At 44.0% G+C, this 23,330-nt stretch carries 20 protein-coding genes and 1 pseudogene; all 21 read left to right on the top strand.

Annotation, left to right across the window (positions count from 1 at the left end; all coding sequences use genetic code 11):
• Positions 1–12: 12 nt before the first annotated feature.
• Entirely contained in the window at positions 13–1,059 is a 1,047-nt protein-coding gene (gene asd, locus B6A27_RS04145) for an aspartate-semialdehyde dehydrogenase (protein ID WP_044746089.1), read from the top strand.
• Positions 1,060–1,086: 27 nt separating this feature from the next.
• Complete coding sequence (gene dapG, locus B6A27_RS04140; protein ID WP_080860393.1) at positions 1,087–2,331, top strand: aspartate kinase; 1,245 nt, start codon at positions 1,087–1,089, stop codon at positions 2,329–2,331.
• A 5-nt stretch (positions 2,332–2,336) separates the two neighbouring features.
• A complete protein-coding gene (gene dapA, locus B6A27_RS04135) occupies positions 2,337–3,209 on the top strand; it encodes a 4-hydroxy-tetrahydrodipicolinate synthase (protein WP_080860391.1) in 873 nt (290 codons plus the stop codon).
• A gap of 454 nt (positions 3,210–3,663) precedes the next feature.
• Positions 3,664–5,322: a ribonuclease J gene (locus tag B6A27_RS04130; protein WP_080860389.1), complete on the top strand. Its 1,659-nt coding sequence runs from the start codon at positions 3,664–3,666 to the stop codon at positions 5,320–5,322.
• Positions 5,323–5,438: 116 nt separating this feature from the next.
• Entirely contained in the window at positions 5,439–6,176 is a 738-nt protein-coding gene (locus tag B6A27_RS04125) for a ClpP family protease (protein WP_066147306.1), read from the top strand.
• Positions 6,173–6,394 (top strand): YlzJ-like family protein, encoded by a 222-nt coding sequence (locus B6A27_RS04120; RefSeq protein ID WP_080860386.1) that lies wholly within the window; start codon positions 6,173–6,175, stop codon positions 6,392–6,394. Before B6A27_RS04125 ends, B6A27_RS04120 begins: the two co-directional genes overlap by 4 nt.
• A 103-nt stretch (positions 6,395–6,497) precedes the next feature.
• On the top strand, positions 6,498–8,810 hold the full coding sequence (locus B6A27_RS04115) for a DNA translocase FtsK (RefSeq protein ID WP_080860384.1): 2,313 nt from the start codon (positions 6,498–6,500) through the stop codon (positions 8,808–8,810).
• A 212-nt stretch (positions 8,811–9,022) separates the two neighbouring features.
• Positions 9,023–9,754 carry a GntR family transcriptional regulator gene (locus B6A27_RS04110; RefSeq protein ID WP_044746082.1) on the top strand — a complete coding sequence of 244 codons (732 nt, stop codon included), beginning with the start codon at positions 9,023–9,025 and terminating at the stop codon, positions 9,752–9,754.
• A gap of 88 nt (positions 9,755–9,842) precedes the next feature.
• Complete coding sequence (locus B6A27_RS04105; protein ID WP_080860382.1) at positions 9,843–10,928, top strand: BMP family lipoprotein; 1,086 nt, start codon at positions 9,843–9,845, stop codon at positions 10,926–10,928.
• 139 nt (positions 10,929–11,067) lie between these two features.
• Positions 11,068–12,597: an ABC transporter ATP-binding protein gene (locus B6A27_RS04100; RefSeq protein WP_044746080.1), complete on the top strand. Its 1,530-nt coding sequence runs from the start codon at positions 11,068–11,070 to the stop codon at positions 12,595–12,597.
• Entirely contained in the window at positions 12,594–13,640 is a 1,047-nt protein-coding gene (locus B6A27_RS04095; protein ID WP_044746079.1) for an ABC transporter permease, read from the top strand. Before B6A27_RS04100 ends, B6A27_RS04095 begins: the two co-directional genes overlap by 4 nt.
• On the top strand, positions 13,641–14,600 hold the full coding sequence (locus B6A27_RS04090) for an ABC transporter permease (protein WP_044746078.1): 960 nt from the start codon (positions 13,641–13,643) through the stop codon (positions 14,598–14,600).
• A 223-nt stretch (positions 14,601–14,823) separates the two neighbouring features.
• On the top strand, positions 14,824–16,104 hold the full coding sequence (gene yfmF / locus B6A27_RS04085; RefSeq protein WP_236631787.1) for an EF-P 5-aminopentanol modification-associated protein YfmF: 1,281 nt from the start codon (positions 14,824–14,826) through the stop codon (positions 16,102–16,104).
• On the top strand, positions 16,104–17,390 hold the full coding sequence (gene yfmH, locus B6A27_RS04080) for an EF-P 5-aminopentanol modification-associated protein YfmH (RefSeq protein WP_080860380.1): 1,287 nt from the start codon (positions 16,104–16,106) through the stop codon (positions 17,388–17,390). Before yfmF ends, yfmH begins: the two co-directional genes overlap by 1 nt.
• A gap of 51 nt (positions 17,391–17,441) precedes the next feature.
• Complete coding sequence (ymfI, locus tag B6A27_RS04075; protein WP_066147318.1) at positions 17,442–18,158, top strand: elongation factor P 5-aminopentanone reductase; 717 nt, start codon at positions 17,442–17,444, stop codon at positions 18,156–18,158.
• Positions 18,159–18,226: 68 nt separating this feature from the next.
• A complete protein-coding gene (locus B6A27_RS04070; RefSeq protein WP_044746074.1) occupies positions 18,227–18,475 on the top strand; it encodes a DUF3243 domain-containing protein in 249 nt (82 codons plus the stop codon).
• Between the two features lie 145 nt (positions 18,476–18,620).
• On the top strand, positions 18,621–19,412 hold the full coding sequence (locus tag B6A27_RS04065; protein WP_044746073.1) for a DUF3388 domain-containing protein: 792 nt from the start codon (positions 18,621–18,623) through the stop codon (positions 19,410–19,412).
• Between the two features lie 23 nt (positions 19,413–19,435).
• Positions 19,436–20,335 (top strand): helix-turn-helix domain-containing protein, encoded by a 900-nt coding sequence (locus B6A27_RS04060; protein WP_080860377.1) that lies wholly within the window; start codon positions 19,436–19,438, stop codon positions 20,333–20,335.
• A gap of 36 nt (positions 20,336–20,371) precedes the next feature.
• Entirely contained in the window at positions 20,372–20,950 is a 579-nt protein-coding gene (gene pgsA / locus B6A27_RS04055; protein ID WP_044746072.1) for a CDP-diacylglycerol--glycerol-3-phosphate 3-phosphatidyltransferase, read from the top strand.
• 24 nt (positions 20,951–20,974) lie between these two features.
• On the top strand, positions 20,975–22,219 hold the full coding sequence (locus B6A27_RS04050; protein WP_066147322.1) for a competence/damage-inducible protein A: 1,245 nt from the start codon (positions 20,975–20,977) through the stop codon (positions 22,217–22,219).
• A gap of 197 nt (positions 22,220–22,416) precedes the next feature.
• Positions 22,417–23,058: pseudogene (gene recA, locus B6A27_RS04045) on the top strand (recombinase RecA); the annotation flags it as partial.
• Positions 23,059–23,330 lie beyond the last annotated feature (272 nt).

Genomic DNA, 23,330 nt, shown 5'->3' with positions numbered 1-23,330 from the left:
GAGAATGAATGAATGGAACAAAAAAATTTGCATGTAGCAGTGGTCGGAGCTACTGGCGCAGTGGGCCAACAAATGATTCAAACATTAGAAAAACGAAATTTCCCGATTGGTACATTAACGCTGTTATCATCGGAACGTTCGGCAGGAAAAAAAGTCATGTTTAAAGGTCAGGAAATTGAAGTGCAAGCGGCAAAACCGGAAAGCTTTGAAACAGTTGATATCGCACTGTTCAGCGCTGGTGGTGCGGTGTCAAAGGCCCTCGCTCCAGAAGCTGTGAAGCGCGGTGCTATTGTCGTCGATAATACAAGCGCATTCCGCATGGATGAGAATGTGCCGCTTGTTGTGCCGGAAGTAAATGAAGAAGATCTAAAATGGCATAATGGCATTATCGCCAATCCAAATTGCTCGACGATTCAAATGGTGGTGGCGCTTGAGCCAATCCGTCAAGCGTTTGGGCTTAAAAAAGTCATCGTCTCTACCTATCAAGCTGTTTCTGGTGCAGGAGCACAAGCGATCACGGAATTAAAGTCACAGGCGAAAGCGATTCTTGAGGGGGCCTCATTTACACCGGAAATTCTGCCTGTAAAATCAGATCGCAAGCATTATCAAATGGCATTTAACGCGATTCCGCAGATTGATAAATTTCAAGACAACGGCTTTACGTTTGAGGAAATAAAAATGATAAATGAAACGAAAAAAATCATGCATATGCCTGAACTGGAGGTAGCTGCAACATGCGTGCGTATTCCAGTGATAACAGGACACTCTGAGTCTGTTTATATCGAAGTGGAAAAAGACGCCGTCAGCGCTGAAGAGATCAAGCATGTGCTTAAAGAGGCTCCGGGTATCGTTTTGCAGGATGATCCAAGCGAGCAGTTGTATCCGATGCCGGCGGATTGCGAAGGCAAAAGCGAAGTATTTGTCGGACGCATTCGCAAAGACTTAGACCGCGATCATGGCTTCCATTTATGGATCGTATCTGATAATTTATTAAAGGGTGCGGCGTGGAATTCCGTCCAAATTGCAGAAAGCCTCTTAAAGCTAGGACTTGTTAAATAAAGAGCGGAGAAGCATCGAGGTGTTAGCATGAAAATTATTGTACAAAAGTTTGGTGGCACATCGGTTCGCGATGAACATGGGCGTGACTGGGCGCGCAAGCATATTGCAAGAGCCCTTGACGAAGGATACAAGGTAGTGGTTGTCGTGTCGGCGATGGGGCGAAAAGGAGAGCCATATGCAACCGATACGCTGCTAAGCTTAATCGATGGCAGCCATACACATGTCAATAAGCGCGAGCAGGATTTGCTGATGGCTTGCGGAGAGATCATTTCTAGCGTCGTCTTTACCAACCTGCTTAACAAGCACGACATCAAAGCCACTGCTTTTACAGGGGCTCAGGCAGGGTTTTGTACAAATCATGATTATACAAATGCCAAAATTATTGAAATGCGTTGCGACCGCCTGTTGAAGGCTTTAGAAGAATATGATGTCGCCGTTGTTGCCGGCTTTCAAGGAGCTACCAAAGACGGCGACATAACAACGCTTGGCCGCGGCGGCAGCGATACATCAGCTGCGGCCTTAGGAGCGGCCCTTAATGCTGAATGGGTTGATATTTTTACCGATGTCGAAGGAGTGATGACAGCTGATCCACGCATCGTGGAAAACGCTCGTCCGCTTGATATTGTCACATATACAGAAATTTGCAATATGGCCTATCAAGGGGCGAAAGTCATTCACCCTCGCGCCGTGGAGATTGCCATGCAGGCGAAAGTTCCGCTGCGGGTGCGCTCAACCTATTCAGATTCTTTAGGAACGCTTGTTACATCCAGCGTAAAGCCGAATAAAGGAAGCGATGTTAGAGAGCGTCTTGTAACGGGAATCGCTCATGTTGCGAACGTGACACAAATCAAGGTGCAAGCAAAAGAAGGGCATTACGAGCTCCAGTCTGATGTGTTTAGTGCAATGGCAAACGAAGGAATTAGCGTCGATTTTATTAATATATCACCGAATGGCGTGGTATACACAGTAGCTGGTGACATGACCGATCGCGCGATTTCAGCATTGCGGAAGATTGGCTATGAACCTTCTGTAACAAGAGGGTGCGCAAAGGTGTCGACCGTTGGTGCAGGAATCGCTGGGGTGCCTGGGGTTACAGCGAAGATTGTGACCGCCCTTTCTGAAAAAGGAATTCAAATTTTGCAATCGGCTGACAGCCATACAACGATTTGGGTGTTGGTTAAGGAAGAAGATTTAAAGAAAGCCGTTAATGCGCTTCATGACGCTTTTCATCTTTCGGAAGCCGAACCGATGAAATATGATGATGAGGAGTGAAAATATTGGTTTCATTTGGAAAAGTTGTCACGGCGATGGTGACACCATTTGATCGCAAAGGAAACATTGACTTTGATAAAACGACTCAGTTGATTCAATACTTGCTTGAAAATGGCACCGATTCTCTTGTTGTGGCAGGGACGACGGGAGAATCTCCGACGCTGACAACTGAGGAGAAAGTCGCCCTGTTCCGCCATGTTGTTTCTGTGGTTAATGGCCGTGTTCCCGTCATTGCAGGAACGGGAAGCAATAATACGCGCGCATCCATTGAGCTGACAAGAAAAGCTGAAGCGGTTGGTGTCGACGCCATTATGATTGTGGCTCCATATTATAATAAGCCGAATCAAGAGGGACTTTACCAGCATTTTAAAGCGATCGCGGAAAGCACGAGCCTGCCTATCATGGTATATAACATTCCAGGTCGTTCCGTTGTTAATATTTCGGTTGATACGCTTGTTCGGTTAGCAGAGATTCCAAATGTTGTGGCTCTTAAGGATGCAAGTGGCAACCTTGATGCGATGGCTGAGGTTATGGCACGTACAAAGGAAGAGTTTTTGCTGTATAGCGGTGATGATGGACTGACGCTTCCGGTGATGGCCATTGGAGGTGCTGGTGTCGTGTCTGTTGCCTCTCATGTTATTGGTCATGAGATGCAGCAAATGATTTCGGCATTCGAAGCTGGTGACCATAGCAAGGCAGCCAAACTGCATCAAACGTTGCTTCCAATTATGAAAGGGCTATTCGCGGCGCCAAGCCCTGTTCCAGTTAAAACAGCGCTGCAGCTGAAAGGTCTGGATGTCGGCTCTGTCCGCCTGCCGCTTGTTCCATTAACAGAGCAAGAGCGGAACGAACTGATGGGCTTGCTCCAGAATATTTAACAGCTTTCCAAAAGAAGTCTCCCATCCTCAAGGAACGTGAAGGCGACAGCCCAGTGAGTAGGGGGAGATGAATTTCGGTTGGCAATCGCCACTGGATAGGATACTCTATTGTTCGAACGGACCCCTTCGGAACGAAGGGAAGCGTAAAGGGTTCTTGTGTGTGGATTACCGTTCAGCGAACACGCACAAGTCGCTTAAAGCCCCCTCCTCTAAGCGAAGCGCAGGTGGCGGGTAGTTCACTATATCTGCTTAAGAAACTTCCCGTCTTTAAATAGAGTGTAGGTGGGGAAGATGTATTCAGAGTAAAGTGGCCAATTCGCTGTATGGGCGGATTGGCCGTTTTTATTCCCATGAATGGTGACGAACAAATTAGCTTGTATTTAAAATCTGCCATCAGTTATAATAATGTCAAGTGACTTTGAGCGGGTTAGTTTGACATTAGGAGGACGTGCCATTGAGGACAAAAGTAGAAAAGATACGCATATTTTCCCTTGGAGGAGTAGGAGAAATCGGGAAAAATATGTATATTATCGAATTGGATGAAGATATTTTTATGGTTGATGCAGGCTTAATGTTTCCAGAGGATGAAATGCTTGGGATTGACAAGGTCATTCCCGATATTTCCTATCTTGTTGAGCGAAAAGAACAGATTAAGGGGATCTTTTTAACACATGGTCATGAAGAGCACATTGGCGCTATTGCCTACGTGTTGAAAAAAATTACAGCTCCTGTATATGGAACGAAATTGACGCTTGGATTAGTTGAGGAGAAGCTAAAAGAGCAAGGAATAAGCGCTAGCGCTCCATTAATCGAAATTCGTTCTGATTCCGAAATTGCTTTTGACAAAACGATCGTCACATTCTTTCGGACGATTCATAGCATTCCAGATTCTGTTGGAATTAGCTTCCATACGTCGCAAGGAGCGATCGTATATACCGGAGATTTCAAATTTGATCAAACTCCGTATGGGGCCAACCACGCCGATTTAGGGAAAATGGCGCAAATAGGCGAGAAAGGAGTTTTGTGTCTTTTATCGGACAGCACGAATGCGGAAAAGCCGGGATATACCGGATCTGATATGAGTGTTGCTGAAGCGATATCAGATGTTGTTTATAATGCAAGGGGAAGAGTGATTGCTGCCTGCTATGTGTCCAACATTACAAGAATACAGCAGGTGCTGAACGCGGCTAAAAAACACGGAAGAAAGGTAGCGATTGTTGGAAAGAACATACATAAAGTGATGGATGTGGCAGTCCGCTTAGGCTACCTGCAGCTTCCAGAAAAAACGATCATTTCTATTCATGATCTCCAACAATACGAAGATCGTGAGCTTGTCATTTTGACGACAGGCGGGCGAGGAGAGCACATGGGTGCTCTTGTGCGAATGGCGAAGCAAACACATAAGCATGTAAGCATCAAGGAAGGAGATACGGTTATTGTTGCTGCTTCGCCAATGCCGGGGCATGAGCTGCTGCACTTAAAGACAATGGATGCCTTATATCGTGCAGGAGCGCATGTGGTCTATAAAAATGTACATGTATCCGGCCATGGGTGCCAGGAAGAGCTCAAACTGATGCTCAATTTAATGAAACCAAGCTATTTTATTCCTGTTCACGGAGAATATCGCATGCAGAAAGCTCACGCTAATCTAGCTAAAGCTGTCGGTATTTCCGAAGAACGAACATTCTTAATTGATAAAGGTGAGGTCGTTGAATTCCGTAATGGTCAAGCGCGCTTTGGCGGCAAAGTTCCGTGCGGAAACATCTTAATCGACGGCTTAGGAATTGGGGATGTTGGCAACATTGTCTTGCGCGATCGCCGTCTTCTTTCCCAAGACGGCATTTTAATTGTCGTCGTAACATTAAGCAAAGAAGCGAAAAAAATTGTGGCTGGACCTGAAATTATCTCTCGCGGCTTCGTATATGTGAGGGAATCAGAAACGCTGCTGGATGAAGCGACGAAAATGGTAACGAATATTGTAAATAAATGCCTGCAAGATTATGTGATTGAGTGGTCTTCATTAAAAATGGGCATGCGCGAGGCGCTCAGCCAATATTTATTCGAAAAAACAAAACGCAAGCCAATGATTTTACCCATTATTATGGAAATTTAATGCAATCATGCTCAAAGTCGAATGTTGCTGCCGATGGGAGGAGAATCCTTCCATCGGCATTTTTATTTAATAGATAGAACATACTAATGGTATGATGATAAGAAAGGAGCATGTTGATGGAGAAGGAGCGATACATAGCATTTGAGTCAGAATCCGATCCAAATCGTGAAAAAAATGAACAGGTTGCGGAAAATATTCAACAGCTTGGCCAAACGAATGTACCGCAAATGACTCAGGATACCAATATACATTGTTTAACGATTGTTGGGCAGATTGAGGGGCATATCCAGCTTCCTCCGCAAAATAAAGCAACAAAATATGAGCATGTCATACCACAAATTGTAGCCATTGAGCAAAATCCAAATATCGAAGGCTTGCTTGTGGTGTTGAATACGGTTGGTGGCGATGTAGAAGCGGGGTTAGCCATTGCTGAAATGCTTGCATCACTGTCTAAGCCGACTGTTTCGATTGTTTTAGGAGGAGGACACTCCATCGGGGTGCCGATCGCTGTTTCGTGTCATTATTCATTCATCACCGAGACGGCAACAATGACGATTCATCCGATTCGCTTAACAGGGCTTGTCATTGGTGTACCACAAACATTTGAATACTTAGATAAAATGCAGGAACGAGTGGTTCGTTTTGTGACAAAGCATTCAAAAATTACCGAAGAAAAATTTAAAGAGCTTATGTTTTCCAAAGGAAACTTAACACGTGACATCGGTACAAATGTGGTGGGACCGGACGCCGTACAATATGGATTAATTGATGAGGTAGGCGGCGTAGCTCAAGCAATGAAAAAGCTGCGCGAAATGATTGATGCGAAAAAATCAGAGGGGACGATGCTGCAATGATCTTATATACGATGATGCCGGAGCATCTCATTTTTCAAACAGACAGCAGCGAGTACACGAAGCAAAAAGTGATTTATTATGACGGCATTCCATTTCTTGTGGAGGAAACAGAAACAAAGGAATGGCAGATTGTCCGCAATTTAAGCACAAATCCTGCTGATTTTTTGCAGCAAAAATATGCACCTGGCGCGAGATTTCCTTCGTCGTTCGAAACTTAATGAATTCTAGATCTAAGCATGATATAATAAATACAAGCGAAAAAAGCAGCCAGTCTTGGCTGCTTTTTTCGACATTTCCAGTTTTGTATCGGAGTGAGTAAATATGGCAAAACGTAAGCGTCAGCAAAAAAAACAAACAAAAAAACAAGCAAAAAACCAAACATGGAAAACAATTTTTCGTTTTGAACTGACAGGATTGCTTATGCTTGCTCTATCCGTTATTGGAATGGCGCGGCTTGGATTAGTAGGTCAGACGCTTGTATCGTTTGCCCGCTTTTTTCTTGGTGAGTGGCATATCCTCCTATTGCTCGGCTTGCTTTTAGCTTCTATCTATGTCATTTGGAAACGTATGTGGCCTCCGCTTGTTAACCGCTGGCTGCTCGGCGTTTATACGATGGCTGCTGCTCTTTTATTGCTAAGCCATCAAACGTTGTTTCATTTATTGTCTCGGCAAGGAAAGTTTCAAGATCCTAGCATTATCCGCACGACATGGGAGCTTTTTTGGCAGGAAATGAAGGGAGCATCCTCCTATCCAGATTTAGGGGGCGGGATGGTAGGTGCGCTTTTGTTCGCTGCAAGCTACCAATTGTTTGATGAGCTCGGCACAAAATGGATATGCCTGATTCTTTTCGTGGCTGGTGCGCTTTTAATTAGCGGAAAATCGCTGAATGAAACGGTCGGAAAAGTCATTGCTTGGATCGTTTCCTTTGTGCGCGAGCAATGGAACGAGTTTATCATCGATATCAAAGGCAGCTGGAAAAAAAGAACAAAAACGAGACGGAGATCGGATACGGCCAGTTCAGATACATATCAAACAAAGGAAGAAGAGAGGGAACAAGCGGCTGATGAGGAAGAGGAAATATCATTGCCCCCCATTATTTCTGATTTTAGTGCAGTAAGAGCAAATGAACAGACTGCAGATCCGATTGAGCAAGAAGAGGATGACGAGGAAGGACAGAATCCTCCTATGTCGTTTACGGAAATGGAAAATGTCGATTATCAATTGCCGCCGCTTGAGCTTCTTCGGCTTCCGAAGCCGGCAAATCAAGCAAAAGATCATGACAATATTTATGCAAATGCTCGGAAGCTTGAAAAGACTTTTCAGAGCTTTGGAGTCAAAGCGAAAGTCACGCAGGTTCATCTTGGTCCCGCTGTTACAAAGTATGAAGTATATCCTGATGTCGGTGTGAAAGTGAGCAAAATTGTCAACTTAAGCGACGACTTGGCTCTTGCCCTCGCTGCAAAGGACATTCGCATTGAAGCGCCGATTCCCGGAAAATCAGCGATCGGCATCGAGGTGCCCAATGAAGAAATAGCCACTGTTTCATTGCGGGAAGTATTGGAAGCCACCGAGAATTACAAGCCCGATGCTAAGCTTGTCATTGGCTTGGGAAGAGATATCTCAGGGGAAGCCATCGTGGCAGAGCTTAACAAAATGCCTCATCTGTTAGTCGCTGGGGCAACAGGAAGCGGAAAAAGCGTCTGTATTAACGGAATGATTACCAGTCTGTTGATGCGTGCTAAGCCGCATGAAGTCAAAATGATGATGATTGATCCGAAAATGGTGGAGCTTAGTGTATATAACGGCATCCCGCATTTATTAGCTCCCGTTGTGACAGATCCGAAAAAAGCGTCACAAGCATTAAAAAAAGTGGTGAGCGAAATGGAGCGACGATACGAGCTGTTTTCGCATACGGGAATGAGAAATATTGAGGGATATAACGAGTATATTCAGCGGTATAATCAACAATCGAGTGCCAAGCAACCGCTGCTTCCATATATCGTGGTGATTGTTGATGAGCTCGCCGATTTAATGATGGTCGCTTCATCCGATGTGGAAGACTCGATTACACGGCTTGCGCAAATGGCACGAGCGGCTGGCATCCATTTAATTATCGCTACCCAGCGTCCTTCTGTAGATGTCATTACAGGAGTCATTAAGGCGAACATCCCATCGCGAATTGCCTTTAGTGTTTCTTCGCAAACGGATTCGCGCACGATTTTAGATATGGGAGGAGCGGAGAAGCTGCTAGGCCGAGGTGACATGCTGTTTTTGCCAATGGGAGCCGCTAAGCCGATTCGCGTACAAGGCGCTTTTGTATCAGATGAAGAAGTCGAGGCGATTGTGCAGTTTGTCGTTTCACAGCAAAAAGCGCAATATCAAGAGGAAATGATTCCGGATGACACGGTAGAGGAAGAAGCCGATTTTGACGACGAGCTTTACGAGGAAGCGGTCCAGCTTGTTGTGGAAATGCAAAGCGCTTCTGTTTCCATGCTGCAGCGCCGCTTCCGCATCGGATACAACCGTGCTGCCAGATTGATTGATGCGATGGAAGCAAGAGGAGTTGTCGGCCCTTACGAAGGAAGTAAGCCGCGCGCTGTTCTCGTGGCAAAAGAAAACGCGAAAACATCGTAGCATAATGGATAATTCAAGCAAATCTTAAATGATTTGCTTGAATTATCATGTCATATTGAAAACGCTTACGTTAATGACATTTGCTTTTTTCGACAAAATTTTTATTCCCTATTTATTTATGAGCGAAAAAGTGTTATAGTAATGTCGATTAGGTTAATTTGTCTTACGTCAGAGGTCTGATATCTGCAAACTATTGAGTGGAGGCTTTTCGAATGTCGATTAAATCTGATAATCGCCATCTATATTTGCAAGTCATTGATCGTATCAAACAAGATATTGAAACAGGCGTTTACAAGGAAAAGCAAAAGCTCCCATCAGAGTTTGAGCTGTCGAAGCAGCTCGGAGTTAGCCGAGCTACATTGCGTGAAGCGCTTCGAATTTTAGAGGAAGAAAACGTCATTATCCGCAGACACGGAGTCGGCACATTTGTGAATGCAAAGCCGATGTTCACCTCCGGCATTGAACAGCTAAGCAGTGTAACGGATATGATTAAACAAGCCGGCCGAAAACCGGGCACGATTTTTCTTTCCTCTTCTGTTCAAAGTCCGACAGAGGAAGATGTACGTCGGTTTCAATGTTCGCCTTCTGAAGAAATTTTGCTTGTGGAACGGGTACGGACAGCTGACGGTGAGCCAGTCGTGTACTGTGTTGACAAAATTCCTTGTAAATACTTGCCGAAGGGAATTTCTTACGAACACGAATCATTGTTTGAAAATTTACAAAGTCAAACGAATCATGATATTGCCTATGCGGTAGCGCATATTGAACCGGTCGGTTATCATGAAAAGGTGTCGCCAACGTTGCAATGCGATCCGGAAACAGCTTTGCTTGTTTTAAAGCAAATGCATTTTGATAAAAACGATGAACCCATTTTGTATTCCATTAACTATTTCAAATCTGATAAATTCAGCTTTCATGTGCTGCGAAAACGGGTTCATTTTTAAGGGGGTGACATTTCATACATAGAACATCGACATCTATTGGATAATATAAAGGGGTTTTAGTTACTATTTTTACTAGGGGGTAAAAGTGATGAAGAAAAAACGCATGGGTCTTGCTCTTTCTCTTGTCCTTGCGGCCGGCACGCTGCTTAGCGGCTGTGGAAACGATGAGAACGCAGGAGAAAAGAAAGACAGCTTTACAGTAGCAATGGTAACGGATGTCGGCGGAATTGACGACAAATCGTTTAACCAATCTGCTTGGGAAGGATTGCAAAAATTTGGTGAAGAAAATGGCATGAAAAAAGGCAAGGATGGTTACGATTATTTGCAATCGCAAAACGATACCGACTATGCCACAAATTTAAACAAGCTTGTTAGAAGCGACTACGATTTAATCTATGGAATTGGTTATTTAATGACAGATGCGATTACGAAAATCGCTGAGCAAAAGCCAAAAAATCATTTTGCGATCGTAGACAGCACAGTGGACAAGCCAAATGTAGCGAGCATTACCTTCAAAGAGCATGAAGGATCGTTCCTTGTAGGAGTTGTCGCTGGATTGACAACAAAAACCAATAAAATCGGTTTTGTTGGTGGTATGGAAATCCCATTAATTGAGAAGTTTGAAAGCGGATTCCTTGCAGGCGTCAAGTCTGTAAACCCAAATGCGAAGGTAGAAGTGCAATACGCTGGAGCATTTGACCAAGCGGATAAAGGAAAAGCGATCGCATCTAGCATGTATGCTTCTGGCATTGACGTCATTTACCACGCAGCAGGCGCAACAGGTAATGGTGTCTTCTCTGAAGCAAAAGACTTAAAAACAAAAGATCCAAACCGTGAGCTTTGGGTCATCGGGGTTGACAAAGACCAGGCTCCAGAAGGTGAAGTCACAGTAGGCGGAAAAACGTACAATGTGACATTGACATCGATGGTTAAGCGCGTTGATGTTGCGGTATACGATGTAGCGAAAAAAGCGAAAGAAGGCCAATTCCCAGGCGGCAAAACGCTTGAGTATGGTTTGCCTGAAAATGGGGTAGGAATCGCGCCAACTCAAGATAACATCAAGCCGGAAGTGTTAAAGGCCGTTGATGAATGGAAGCAAAAAATCATTAATGGCGAAGTTAAAGTGCCGTCTACTCGCGACGAATACAAAAAATTTGAAGCAAGCTTAAAATAAGGGGTTAAATTGAATAAAAAGGCTAGTGCTTACTAGCCTTTTTATTCGCCCAAAATCATTAAATAAAAAGTTACAAACACAAATTTGTAGCTTTTTATTTAATGATTTTAACATGCTCATTTAAGAGGAGTGAATTTGTTTGGAATACGTAATTGAAATGTTAAATATCCGAAAGGTATTTGGAAACTTCGTCGCTAACGACAATATTACTCTCCAATTAAAAAAAGGCGAAATCCATGCTTTGCTTGGAGAGAACGGCGCTGGAAAATCGACGCTGATGAACGTGCTGTTTGGGCTGTATCAGCCAGACGGCGGAGAAATCCGAGTAAAGGGGCAATCTGTTAAAATCGCGAATCCAAATGTCGCTAACGATCTTGGCATCGGAATGGTGCATCAGCATTTTATGCTTGTCGATACATTTACGGTAACAGAAAATATTATTCTAGGAAGCGAACCGACAAAGGGTGGAAAAATTGATATCAAGCATGCGGAGCAGCAAGTGCGCGAGCTGTCGGAGCGTTATGGATTAGCGGTTGATCCAACGGCGAAAATCGCTGATATTTCTGTCGGAATGCAGCAGCGCGTAGAAATTTTAAAAACGTTATATCGCGGTGCGGAAATTCTTATTTTTGACGAACCGACTGCTGTTTTAACACCGCAGGAAATTCAAGAGCTCATTCAAATTATGAAAGCACTCGTCCGCGAAGGAAAATCGATTATTTTAATCACGCACAAATTAAAAGAAATTATGGAAGTATGCGATCGCGTGACGGTCATTCGCCGCGGAAAAGGCATTGATACACTCAATGTTGCCGATACGAATCCAAATGAACTCGCCGCGCTGATGGTAGGCCGTGAAGTGCAGTTTAAAACCGATAAAAAACCGGCACAGCCTAGCAAAGAAGTGCTAGAAATCAAGGATCTAGTCGTAAAAGATGCTCGGGGAGTCACCGTCGTTGACCATTTGAATTTAACTGTTCGTGCGGGGGAAATTGTCGGCATTGCCGGAGTGGATGGCAATGGACAAACCGAGCTCATCGAAGCCATTACAGGTCTTCTGAAAGCGGAATCCGGATCCATTCTTTTAAATGGACAAGATATCTTCAATCTTTCCCCGCGTAAAATTACAGAAGCTGGGGTAGGACATATTCCACAAGACCGGCATAAGCATGGGCTCGTTCTTGATTTTCCGATTGGCGAAAATATGGTATTGCAAACCTATTACAAAAAGCCGTATTCCAAGAATGGTGTCTTAAACTTTAAGGCGATTTATGACAAAGCACGCCAATTGATTGCCGAGTTCGATGTGCGTACACCAGACGAATATACGCCAGCTCGCGCTTTATCTGGCGGTAACCAGCAAAAGGCTATCATCGGCCGCGAAGTGGATCGCAATCCGGAGCTGTTGATTGCTGCACAACCAACACGCGGACTGGATGTCGGAGCGATTGAGTTTATTCATAAACGCTTGATTGAGCAACGGGATCAAGGGAAAGCGGTGCTGCTTGTTTCTTTTGAATTAGATGAAGTCATGAATGTCAGTGATCGCATTGCTGTGATTTACGAAGGAAAAATCGTTGCCATTGTCGATCCGAAGGAAACGACAGAGCAAGAGCTCGGTTTGCTAATGGCAGGTAGTAAACAGAAGGAAGCAGGTGTTTCTTCATGAATTCAAGTCGTCTAACGAAATTTCTTATTCCAGTATTTGCTGTATTGCTTGGAGTGATCGCCGGATCCATTGTCATGCTTGTAAGCGGGTATAATCCTATTGCGGGATATTCAGCCCTTTTATATGGATCGTTTGGCGACAGCTATTATATTGGGGAAACGATTCGTCAAACCACCCCTTATATCCTTGCAGGTTTAGCGGTAGCCTTTGCTTTCCGCACAGGACTTTTTAATATTGGAGTAGAGGGACAACTGATTGTTGGCTGGCTTGCTTCAGTATGGGTAGGGGTTTCGCTCGATTTGCCAAAAGTGATTCATTTACCGCTGGCAATTTTGGCAGCGGCAGCGGCGGGAGCGCTATGGGCGTTCATCCCCGGGTTTTTAAAGGCACGTTTTAAAGTGCATGAAGTCATTATCACGATTATGATGAACTATATCGCTTTGCATGTAACGAATGCCATTATTCGTTCTGTGCTTTCTGATAAAGGATTTAAATCAGAGACCGTTCATCCATCGGCATCATTGCAATCAGAATTTCTTCAATCCATTACTGATTATTCAACGTTGCACTATGGAATTATTATTTCCTTAATCGGTGCAATTATCATGTGGTTTTTGCTTGAAAAAACAGCAAAAGGATATGAATTGCGTGCTGTCGGCTTTAACCAGCATGCTTCTCAATACGCAGGAATGAATGTTCCGCGCAACATTATTTTATCAATGGTCATTTCCGGTGCGTTTGCCGGAGTTGCTGGAGCGATGGAAGGGCTCGGCACGTTCGGAAATATCTCTGTAAAAGCAGGCTTTACCGGCATCGGTTTCGATGGGATCGCGGTTGCATTAATTGGAAGCAATAACGCGTTCGGAATTATTTTATCTGCGCTTTTATTTGGGGCACTGAAGGTAGGAGCGCTCGAAATGCCGTCAAGTGCGGATGTACCTACAGAGCTTGTCGATATTGTCATCGCGTTAATTATTTTCTTCGTAGCATCTAGCTATCTTATTCGTCTATTATTATCTCGTTTTAAAAAGGAGGGAAAATAAGTGGGCGTTTACGAAATGTTACAAATTATTATTCCTTCGGCGCTTTTCTTTGCCGCTCCACTTATTTTCACTGCGCTTGGCGGTGTATTCAGCGAACGTTCCGGTGTTGTTAATATCGGATTGGAAGGCTTGATGGTAATTGGAGCATTTACGGGGATTGTCTTCAACTTGACCTTTGCCGATTCGTTCGGCGAGCTTACTCCTTGGCTGGCGCTTATTGTAGCGATGATTGTGGGTGCCATCTTCTCGTTGCTTCACGCTGTCGCATCCATTACGTTTCGTGCAGACCAAGTCGTGAGCGGTGTGGCGATTAACTTTTTGGCAGTGGGCTTATCTCTGTTTTTAGTAAAAAAAATATACGGGAAAGGTCAAACCGACCAAATTCAAGTGGGATTTGATAAAATTGATATTCCCGTGTTAAGCCATATTCCGATTATTGGCCCGTTATTTTTCTCAAACGGATATATTCCGTCCTATATCGCAATCGTCCTCGCTTTTGTTGTATGGTATATTTTATTTAAAACACCGTTTGGCCTTCGCCTTCGCTCTGTCGGCGAACATCCAATGGCAGCAGATACAATGGGAATCAACGTCGCGAAAATGCGTTATATTGCCGTCATGATCAGCGGTGCGCTCGGCGGACTTGGCGGTGCCGTCTATGCGACAATTATTTCCCGTGATTTTAGCCATGCCACCATTTCTGGACACGGTTTTATGGCGCTTGCCGCGATGATTTTTGGTAAGTGGCATCCGCTTGGTGCGATGGGGGCTGCGTTGTTTTTCGGCTTGGCCCAAAGCTTAAGTATTGTGGGACAAACCATCCCGTTCTTAAAGAACGTGCCAACGGTTTATTTGCTCATTGCCCCATATGTATTAACTATTTTAGCTTTAACGGGATTTATCGGCCGCGCCGATGCTCCAAAAGCGCTCGGCACACCGTATGTAAAAGGGAAGCGATAATCCTATTTAGAAGAACTCGATGGATTCGATCGAGTTCACAAACAAAAATGCTGAACGGAAATTTTTCCATTTCCTCGTTCAGCATTTTTATTTTTGGACTTATTGGACAGCCCCTTTTTTTGTTTGTTATTTGCATTTTATTTTGGCAAAAATGTATATTGGTGATAAGGAAAAATAAGCTAGAATGATTCGCAAAAAATACAAATGAAGAGGAGGAGTTTTTTTGATCCGTGAAAATACGATCACTACTCAAGGCTTCCGCACGCATTTCGTTCAAACGGATAAATATAAAACAAGTACGCTCGTTTGGAAGATGAAAGCCCCTTTATCTAAAGAAACGGTAACATTGCGCGCTCTTTTGCCATATGTGCTGCAAAGCGGCACAAAGACGCATCCAAGCATGAAAACGCTTAGAACTTATTTAGATGAGCTATATGGAGCCATGCTCAATGTCGATTTGACAAAAAAAGGAGAATTTCATATTATCACGATCCGGCTCGATGTGGCGAATGAAAAATTTTTAAAAGACGCCTCTCCTCTCTTGAATAAGGCGATTCAACTTTTAAGTGAAATTATCCTGCACCCAGCGTTAGAAAACGGGCGCTTTGTTTCGCAGATTGTTGAACAAGAGAAACGGGCGTTAAAGCAGCGGATTCAATCTGCATATGATGATAAAATGCGCTATGCCAATTTGCGGCTAGTGGAGGAAATGTGCAAAAATGAACCGTATGCGTTGCCGTCTCATGGCCAACTCGAAGATGTGGAGGCCATTACGCCAGACACATTATTTACTTATTACAAAAAGGCGTTACAAGAAGATGAGGTGGACCTATACATTATCGGGGACATTGAGGAAACCAGTGCGCTTGAAGCGGTTCAACAGCATCTTCAGCTTCCTGGACAGCTTCCGAGAACAGCCGAGAAACCGCATGTCGAGCCGAAAAAAGTGGAAAATGTCCATGAAGTTGTAGAAAAGCAGGATATCAAGCAAGGAAAACTGAACATCGGCTATCGGACCCAGATTACGTATGACGATGATGACTATTATGCCTTACAGGTATTCAACGGCATATTCGGGGGATTTTCGCACTCCAAGCTCTTTATTAATGTTCGCGAAAAAGCGAGCCTTGCTTATTATGCTGCTTCTCGGTTGGAGAGTCATAAAGGGCTTTTGATGGTGATGTCAGGAATTGAGCCAGCCAATTACGAAAAAGCGATGCAAATCATTCATGAGCAAATGAACGCGATGAAGCAAGGGGAATTTAGCGACAACGAAATCGAGCAAACAAAGGCGGTCATTCGCAACCAGCTGCTTGAGACGCTTGATACGCCAAGAGGGATGGTAGAAGTGCTCTACCATAACGTGGTTTCAGAACGAAAACGGCCTATTGACGAGTGGCTTTCTGGAACCGAAAAGGTACAGCGCGAAGATATCGTTCGTGTTGCTAATCAGATTGAGCTTGATACGATTTACTTCCTTACCGGAATGGAGGGGGAAAAGTAATGGAAAAGATTGTGTATGAACAGCTACAGGAGCAGCTTTATTATGAAAAAATGCCCAATGGCTTAGATGTATACATTTTACCAAAAAAATCCTTCAATAAAACATACGCAACATTTACGACTAAATATGGATCAGTGGATAATCAATTCGTCCCGCTTGGCACAACAGAGATGAAGCGCGTGCCGGATGGGATCGCCCACTTTCTTGAGCATAAGCTGTTTGAGAAGGAAGACGGCGATGTGTTTCAGCAATTCAGTAAACAAGGGGCTTCAGCCAATGCGTTTACATCGTTTACCAGAACCGCTTATTTATTTTCAAGCACGGCAAATGTTGAGAAAAATTTAGAAACGCTGATGGATTTCGTTCAAACTCCTTATTTTTCTGAGCAAACGGTCGAAAAAGAAAAAGGAATTATCGGCCAAGAAATTCGCATGTATGACGATAATCCAGATTGGCGTGTCTATTTTGGATTGATTGAAAGCATGTATCAGCAGCATCCGGTCAAAATCGATATTGCTGGAACAGTGGAATCAATCGCTGATATCACAAAAGACTTGTTATATGAGTGCTATGAAACATTTTATCATCCAAGCAACATGCTGCTGTTTATTGCCGGACCAGTCGATGAGAAAGCGATGATGGAGCAAATTCGCCGCAATCAAGCAAAAAAATCATTTCCAAAAGCATCTGAAATTCAACGATTTCACTATCAAGAACCAGAGGAAGTGGCCAAGGAAAAGCATGTGCTTCCAATGCATGTTCAAACGAGTAAATGCTTGGTCGGCATTAAGGCAAAAGCCGTCAAGCAAAAAGGGAAGGAAAAATTAAAACATGAGCTAGCGATGAATGTCCTGCTTGATTATTTATTTGGAAAAAGCTCACAGCATTATGAGCGATTATACCAGCAAGGGTTAATTGATGAAACGTTTGCTTACGACTATACGGAGGAAGAACAGTTCGGTTTTGCCGTTATTGGCGGTGATACAAATGATCCTGAGAAATTAGCTACGGAAATTAAGCAGGTGATTTTAACATTTCAGGACTCGCCGTTACCGCAAGAGGATTTAGAACGGGTGAAAAAGAAAAAGATCGGCGCGTTTCTACGCTCTTTGAACTCTCCAGAATATATCGCCAACCAATTTACGCGATATGCCTTTCATGAGATGAGTCTATTTGAAGTCGTGCCGGTACTGGAATCATTGACGATTCATGATATAATGAAAGTCGCTAACGAATGCTTTCATCAGAAGCAGTTGGCGGTTTGCCAGGTTGTTCCGAAAGAATAAAGCAAAAAAGCATCCTTTTGCACAAAAGGATGCTTTTTTAGGGGGATCTTGATGAAATATGCACTTATTACGGGAGCAAGCGGTGGCATTGGCGCGAGTATTGCTCAAGAATTAGCTGCTAAAGGGTACGGGCTTTTTTTGCATTATCACCGACATTATGAAAACGTTCAAGCCCTGCAACAGCAGTTGTCTAACGTTTATACTGCTGCGGTGCAAGCAGATCTTTCTCGGCAGGATGGCGTGCAGACGCTACTTGCTCAAATTGACCGCCCGCTCGATGTTATGATCCATAATTGCGGTATCAGCTACTACGGGCTAATAACGGATATGAGTGATGAGCTTGTACAAAGAATGGTACAGCTTCATGTGACAAGCCCTGTTCTATTAACGAAAAAATTGCTTTCGCCGATGATTAAGAAAAAACATGGAAATATTATTATCATTTCATCCATATGGGGATTGACAGGTGCTTCGTGTGAAGTGGTTTATTCAATGGTTAAAGGGGGACAGAACGCGTTTGTTAAAGCGCTGGCAAAAGAATTGGCGCCAAGCGGCATTCGCGTAAATGCTGTTGCTCCAGGGGCGATTCGTACAGACATGCTTGAGCCATTTAGCGAAACAGAGATAAAGGAATTAGAAGAGGAAATTCCGCTTGGAAGAATTGGAATGCCAAGTGAAGTAGCGAAAACCGTTTCTTTTTTACTCTCGGAAGACGCCTCCTATATTACAGGGCAAGTGATTAGTGTAAATGGAGGATGGTATTGCTAACACGTAAGTATATTTTTACGTCAAATAGATAAACTATTGGTGAAACTGAATAGGAGGAGGAAACAAACATGTCTGTACTCGATAACTTCGAACAATGGAAAGATTTCTTAGGCGAACGCCTTGAGCAAGCAAAGCATCAAGGACTTGGTCAAGAAGTGATTTCGGATGTTGCTTATCAGATTGGCGATTATTTAGCGAAGCAAATCGATCCGAAAAATCCTGAAGAGCGCCTTCTTTCCGATTTATGGAGCGTAGCTGATGAGCAAGAACAGCATGCGATTGCTAATATGATGGTGAAATTAGTACAGAGACACTAAGAGAGGGCTTTCCTCTCTTTTTTCATGAATAAATGAAATGGTTGTGTTTGCTTTCCTTTTCTATTGCGTTTCATATTGATATTATAGTAGTATGAATTTATCACCTCATACATGTGTCTCCTTAAGCGCGAGGGGAGGAAATGCGATGGAAAAACAAGAATGGTATTTAGAATATGAAATTCATATTAATCGTCCGGGGCTGCTAGGAGACATCGCATCTCTTTTAGGAATGCTGTCCATTAATATCGTTACAATTAATGGTGTTGATGATTCACGGCGCGGCATGCTTCTTCGCTGTCGGAATAACGAGCAAATTGAGCGGCTTTCCTCTATTTTGCGGACGATGGACAATATCACGATTATCAAGCTGCGGCAGCCAAGGCTGCTTGATCGTCTAGCGGTAAGGCATGGGCGCTATATCCAACGCGATGTAGATGACAAAAAGACGTTTCGGTTTGTGCGTAATGAGCTTGGCTTGCTTGTTGATTTTATGGCTGAAATTTTTAAGGAAAAAGGCCATAAGCTGATTGGTATTCGCGGCATGCCGCGCGTTGGAAAAACCGAGTCGATTGTTGCGGCGAGCGTGTGCGCCAATAAGCGGTGGCTGTTCGTGTCATCAACATTGATTAAGCAAACGGTTCGCAGCCAGCTTATTGAAGATGAATACAGTGAAAACAACATTTTTATCATGGATGGCATCGTATCGACCCGCCGAGCTAATGAGCGGCATTGGCAGCTTATACGCGAGCTGATGCGGCTGGAAGCGACAAAGGTTGTTGAGCATCCAGATATTTTTGTTCGCCATACGGAGTATTCGCTGGATGATTTTGACTATATTATTGAATTGCGGAATGATCCATCCGAGGAGATTACATACGATGTTGTGGATCAGCAGACGCTGTTTTCCCACGACGGTTTTTCTGAATTTGATTTTTAAGAAAAAGGTGGAAGGTGTTATCGTTGACGGAATTAGGTAAACGATTAAAAGAGGCGAGAGAAGCGAAAAAAATTAGTTTAGACGAATTACAGGACATCACGAAAATCCAAAAACGTTACTTACTTGGCATTGAAGAAGGAAACTATGCGATTATGCCAGGCAATTTTTATGTTCGGGCATTTATTAAGCAATATGCTGAGGCAGTAGGGCTGGATCCCGAGGAGCTTTTTCATGAATACGAGCATGAAATCCCTTCGTCGCAGCAGGAAGAATTTTCAGAGCAGCTTTCTCGCGTAAAAAGCAGGCAGCAGGTTTCGATGAAGCATGACAAGTGGCTGTCCATGCTTCCAAAACTGCTTATCGCGGCTGTTATTGTGGCAGTGGCAGTCGTGCTGTGGATTTTCTTGCAGCGCGGCGGTCAAAAAGCAGAACAGCAGCAACCAATGACCAGCGAAGCGACAGAAGTCGAACGTCCTAAAAATTCACCGCTGGAAAAAGCAGTGGAAAAAGAAAAGAAAAGCAGCAAAACTGCAAAAGAAAAGACACAGAAAGAAGCAGATAAGGATGATTCGAACGAATCCACTTCTGCTCCTATTTTCCATGTGATAGAAAAGACGGGGAATACGTCTACCATCGAGGTGGCCGCCAACGAGCTAAAGCTTGAGCTCACATCGAAGGGAGCTTCTTGGATCGGAGTATTCAACGGAAAGGGCCACAGCTTTTTCCAAGGGAACTTGACAAATGGACAAACCCAAACGTTTGATCTAACGTCGGAATCGGAGGTTTTAGTAAAAATCGGTCGGACATTAGATGTAGACATGAAGGTGAACGGACAACCGGTGACTTATCCGATTGATCCGAAAGAAGAGGTATACCAAAAAATTAAACTGATATTGAAAAAGCCTGAGTCATCTATGTCGTAGATGGCTTTTGCATGTTCAGCAGCGGAGGTATGGATTGTGAATTTACCGAATAAAATTACGATAGCACGCATTATGCTCATTCCTCTCTTTTTGATTGTGATGCTCGTTCCTTTTCGATGGGGGAACATTGAAGCAGGAGCCTATTCGCTGCCTGTAACCCATTTGGTCGGTGCGGTCATTTTCATTATCGCATCAGCTACGGACTGGATTGATGGCTACTATGCCCGTAAATATCAGCTTGTAACGAATTTGGGAAAATTTTTAGACCCTCTTGCGGATAAACTACTTGTTTCCGCAGCTTTGATTGTGTTAGTGGATTTGAATTATGCGCCATCTTGGATGGTGATCGTCATTATTAGCCGAGAGTTCGCGGTTACAGGACTTCGTCTTGTGTTGGCAGGAGAAGGAGAAGTGGTGGCGGCCAACATGCTTGGAAAAATTAAAACATGGACACAAATTGTCGCGATCGCCGCACTTCTCCTCCATAATTGGCCATTTGCGTTTATTTCTTTTCCGTTTGCCGATTTAGCTCTTTGGGTAGCGGTCATCTTTACGATTTGGTCTGGCTGGGACTATTTTTTGAAAAACAAGCATGCTTTTTTACATTCCAAATAACCAAGAAGAAAGGGGAAGCGGCCATTGAATGCTGAAATTATTGCGGTCGGCTCAGAGCTGCTATTGGGGCAAATTGCGAATACAAACGCTCAGTTTTTATCGCAGCAGCTTGCTGAATTAGGGATTAATGTTTATTTTCATACCGTTGTCGGCGACAATGCAACGAGGCTCGAAGCGGCGGTCAAAGCAGCCCAAAAAAGGGCCAATCTGATTATTTTTACAGGTGGGCTTGGACCGACAAAAGATGATCTGACGAAGGAAACGATCGCTCATCTCTTGCAGCGGGAGCTTGTGATGGATCAGGAAGCGCTTCGATCAATTGAGGAGTATTTCAAACGAACCAAGCGAACGATGACGGAAAATAATAAAAAGCAGGCGCTTGTATTACAAGGAGCAGAAGTGTTGAAAAATGACTACGGAATGGCTCCAGGCATGGCTCTGACGATTGCGTCGATTACCTACATGCTTTTGCCTGGCCCTCCAAAAGAAATGAGGCCTATGTTTATTCAATATGGCCGCCCCTTTCTTATGAGCAAGCTGGAGCGTCATGAGCGCATTGAATCAAGAGTATTGCGTTTTTTTGGCATTGGCGAATCTCAGTTGGAAACAGAAATTGCCGATTTAATTGACCATCAATCCAATCCGACGATTGCGCCACTTGCAGGTGATGGAGAGGTCACATTACGTTTGACAGCCAAACATGAATCATCTTTGGAAGCAAAAAAACTGCTTGATGAGACGGAAGCCGCCATTGCCCGCCGCGTCGGTCAATATGTGTATGGATATGACAACGATACGTTGTTTTCAAAGCTAGTCGAGCGGCTAAAGGAGCAAAATAAAACAGTGGCGGCTGCTGAGAGCTTAACAGGCGGTCGGTTTACTGCCGAGCTGACGGCTATTTCTGGAGCTTCTCAAATAGTAAAAGGCGGGGTTGTTTGCTATACAAACGAAATAAAGGAGCAAGTTCTTTCTGTCCCTGCTTCTGTGCTGGCAACAGACGGAGCGGTGAGTGAACCATGCGCGAAGTTGCTAGCGGAGCATGTCCGTTCCTTTTGCAAAGCGGATATTGGCATTAGTTTTACAGGAGTGGCAGGGCCTGATCCTCTAGAAGGAAAGCCGGTCGGAACGGTGTACGTAGGAATATCGATCAGCGGACAAGAAACGGAAGTGCATGCATTATTGTTAAGCGGAGACCGTGAAACGATTCGCACGCGTACCATCAAATATGGTTGTTTCGCTATTTTAAAAAAACTGACAGCTTCCTTATGACACAGCTGTCAGTTTTTGTGGCTTCCGTTTTCCTTTAAATTTTTTGATAATGTCCCCACTTATTTCTTACAGCGGAAATTCATTTATTCTTCTCCTTTACTTTCCCTGTTTACCAGCAAAAATAAAAAGAAAACGAATGAACGTTCGATTTTTTTCTTGGCAAAGCAGCAAAAAAACGTTATATTATTAGATAGGTAATGCATAAGGAGGAATGGCGAGTGAACCAAGATCGTCAAGCAGCCTTAGAACAGGCGCTAAAGCAAATTGAAAAGCAGTTTGGTAAAGGATCGATTATGAAGCTAGGAGAACAGACGGATCGGCAAATTTCCACCGTCTCAAGCGGGTCTTTAGCATTGGACATCGCGTTAGGTGTTGGAGGGTATCCGCGCGGCCGGATCATTGAAATTTATGGGCCGGAATCTTCAGGTAAAACAACAGTAGCCCTTCATGCCATCGCGGAAGTGCAAAAACTGGGCGGTCAGGCAGCCTTCATCGACGCGGAGCACGCTCTTGATCCTGTTTATGCACAGAAGCTAGGAGTCAACATTGATGAACTGTTACTTTCTCAGCCAGATACAGGGGAGCAAGCGCTTGAAATTGCGGAAGCTCTTGTCAGAAGTGGTGCAGTAGATATTGTTGTCATTGACTCGGTTGCGGCGCTTGTGCCAAAAGCAGAGATTGAAGGAGATATGGGGGACGCCCATGTCGGATTGCAGGCGCGCCTTATGTCTCAAGCGCTTCGTAAGCTATCGGGAGCGATCAATAAATCTAAAACGATCGCCATTTTTATTAACCAAATCCGTGAAAAAGTAGGGGTTATGTTCGGAAATCAACAAACGATCGCTGCTTAATCTTTGCCTTTTTATGCATCATCTAGAGATTAAGCTGCTGCTATTCTGGGTTTCCCTTGCTAGCGATAGCAAGAAAAAAACCTTGTGAACCCGATTGCCTAGGGGTGTGCGAGAAAGCTTCTCGTGCTAACGGTGGAGCCCTCCAATTTTTAATGGGGTAATACCGTGCCAAGCCTTACCATTCGTAAGGAAGGTGTAGAGACTACCGAAAAGAACAACGGTTCGAAGTAGGGTACAGCAGAGGATAGGCTACTGCTGGA

This window comes from Anoxybacillus sp. UARK-01, assembly GCF_002075365.1.
Lineage (GTDB): Bacteria > Bacillota > Bacilli > Bacillales > Anoxybacillaceae > Anoxybacteroides > Anoxybacteroides rupiense.
This window is presented reverse-complemented; position numbering and strand designations above follow the sequence as displayed.

Coding starts and splice junctions, on each gene's coding strand:
- asd (WP_044746089.1), top strand. CDS start 13: ATGGAACAAAAAAATTTGCATGTAGCAGTGGTCGGAGCTACTGGCGCA.
- dapG (WP_080860393.1), top strand. CDS start 1,087: ATGAAAATTATTGTACAAAAGTTTGGTGGCACATCGGTTCGCGATGAA.
- B6A27_RS04125 (WP_066147306.1), top strand. CDS start 5,439: ATGGAGAAGGAGCGATACATAGCATTTGAGTCAGAATCCGATCCAAAT.
- B6A27_RS04120 (WP_080860386.1), top strand. CDS start 6,173: ATGATCTTATATACGATGATGCCGGAGCATCTCATTTTTCAAACAGAC.
- B6A27_RS04115 (WP_080860384.1), top strand. CDS start 6,498: ATGGCAAAACGTAAGCGTCAGCAAAAAAAACAAACAAAAAAACAAGCA.
- B6A27_RS04110 (WP_044746082.1), top strand. CDS start 9,023: ATGTCGATTAAATCTGATAATCGCCATCTATATTTGCAAGTCATTGAT.
- B6A27_RS04105 (WP_080860382.1), top strand. CDS start 9,843: ATGAAGAAAAAACGCATGGGTCTTGCTCTTTCTCTTGTCCTTGCGGCC.
- B6A27_RS04095 (WP_044746079.1), top strand. CDS start 12,594: ATGAATTCAAGTCGTCTAACGAAATTTCTTATTCCAGTATTTGCTGTA.
- yfmH (WP_080860380.1), top strand. CDS start 16,104: ATGGAAAAGATTGTGTATGAACAGCTACAGGAGCAGCTTTATTATGAA.
- ymfI (WP_066147318.1), top strand. CDS start 17,442: ATGAAATATGCACTTATTACGGGAGCAAGCGGTGGCATTGGCGCGAGT.
- B6A27_RS04070 (WP_044746074.1), top strand. CDS start 18,227: ATGTCTGTACTCGATAACTTCGAACAATGGAAAGATTTCTTAGGCGAA.
- B6A27_RS04065 (WP_044746073.1), top strand. CDS start 18,621: ATGGAAAAACAAGAATGGTATTTAGAATATGAAATTCATATTAATCGT.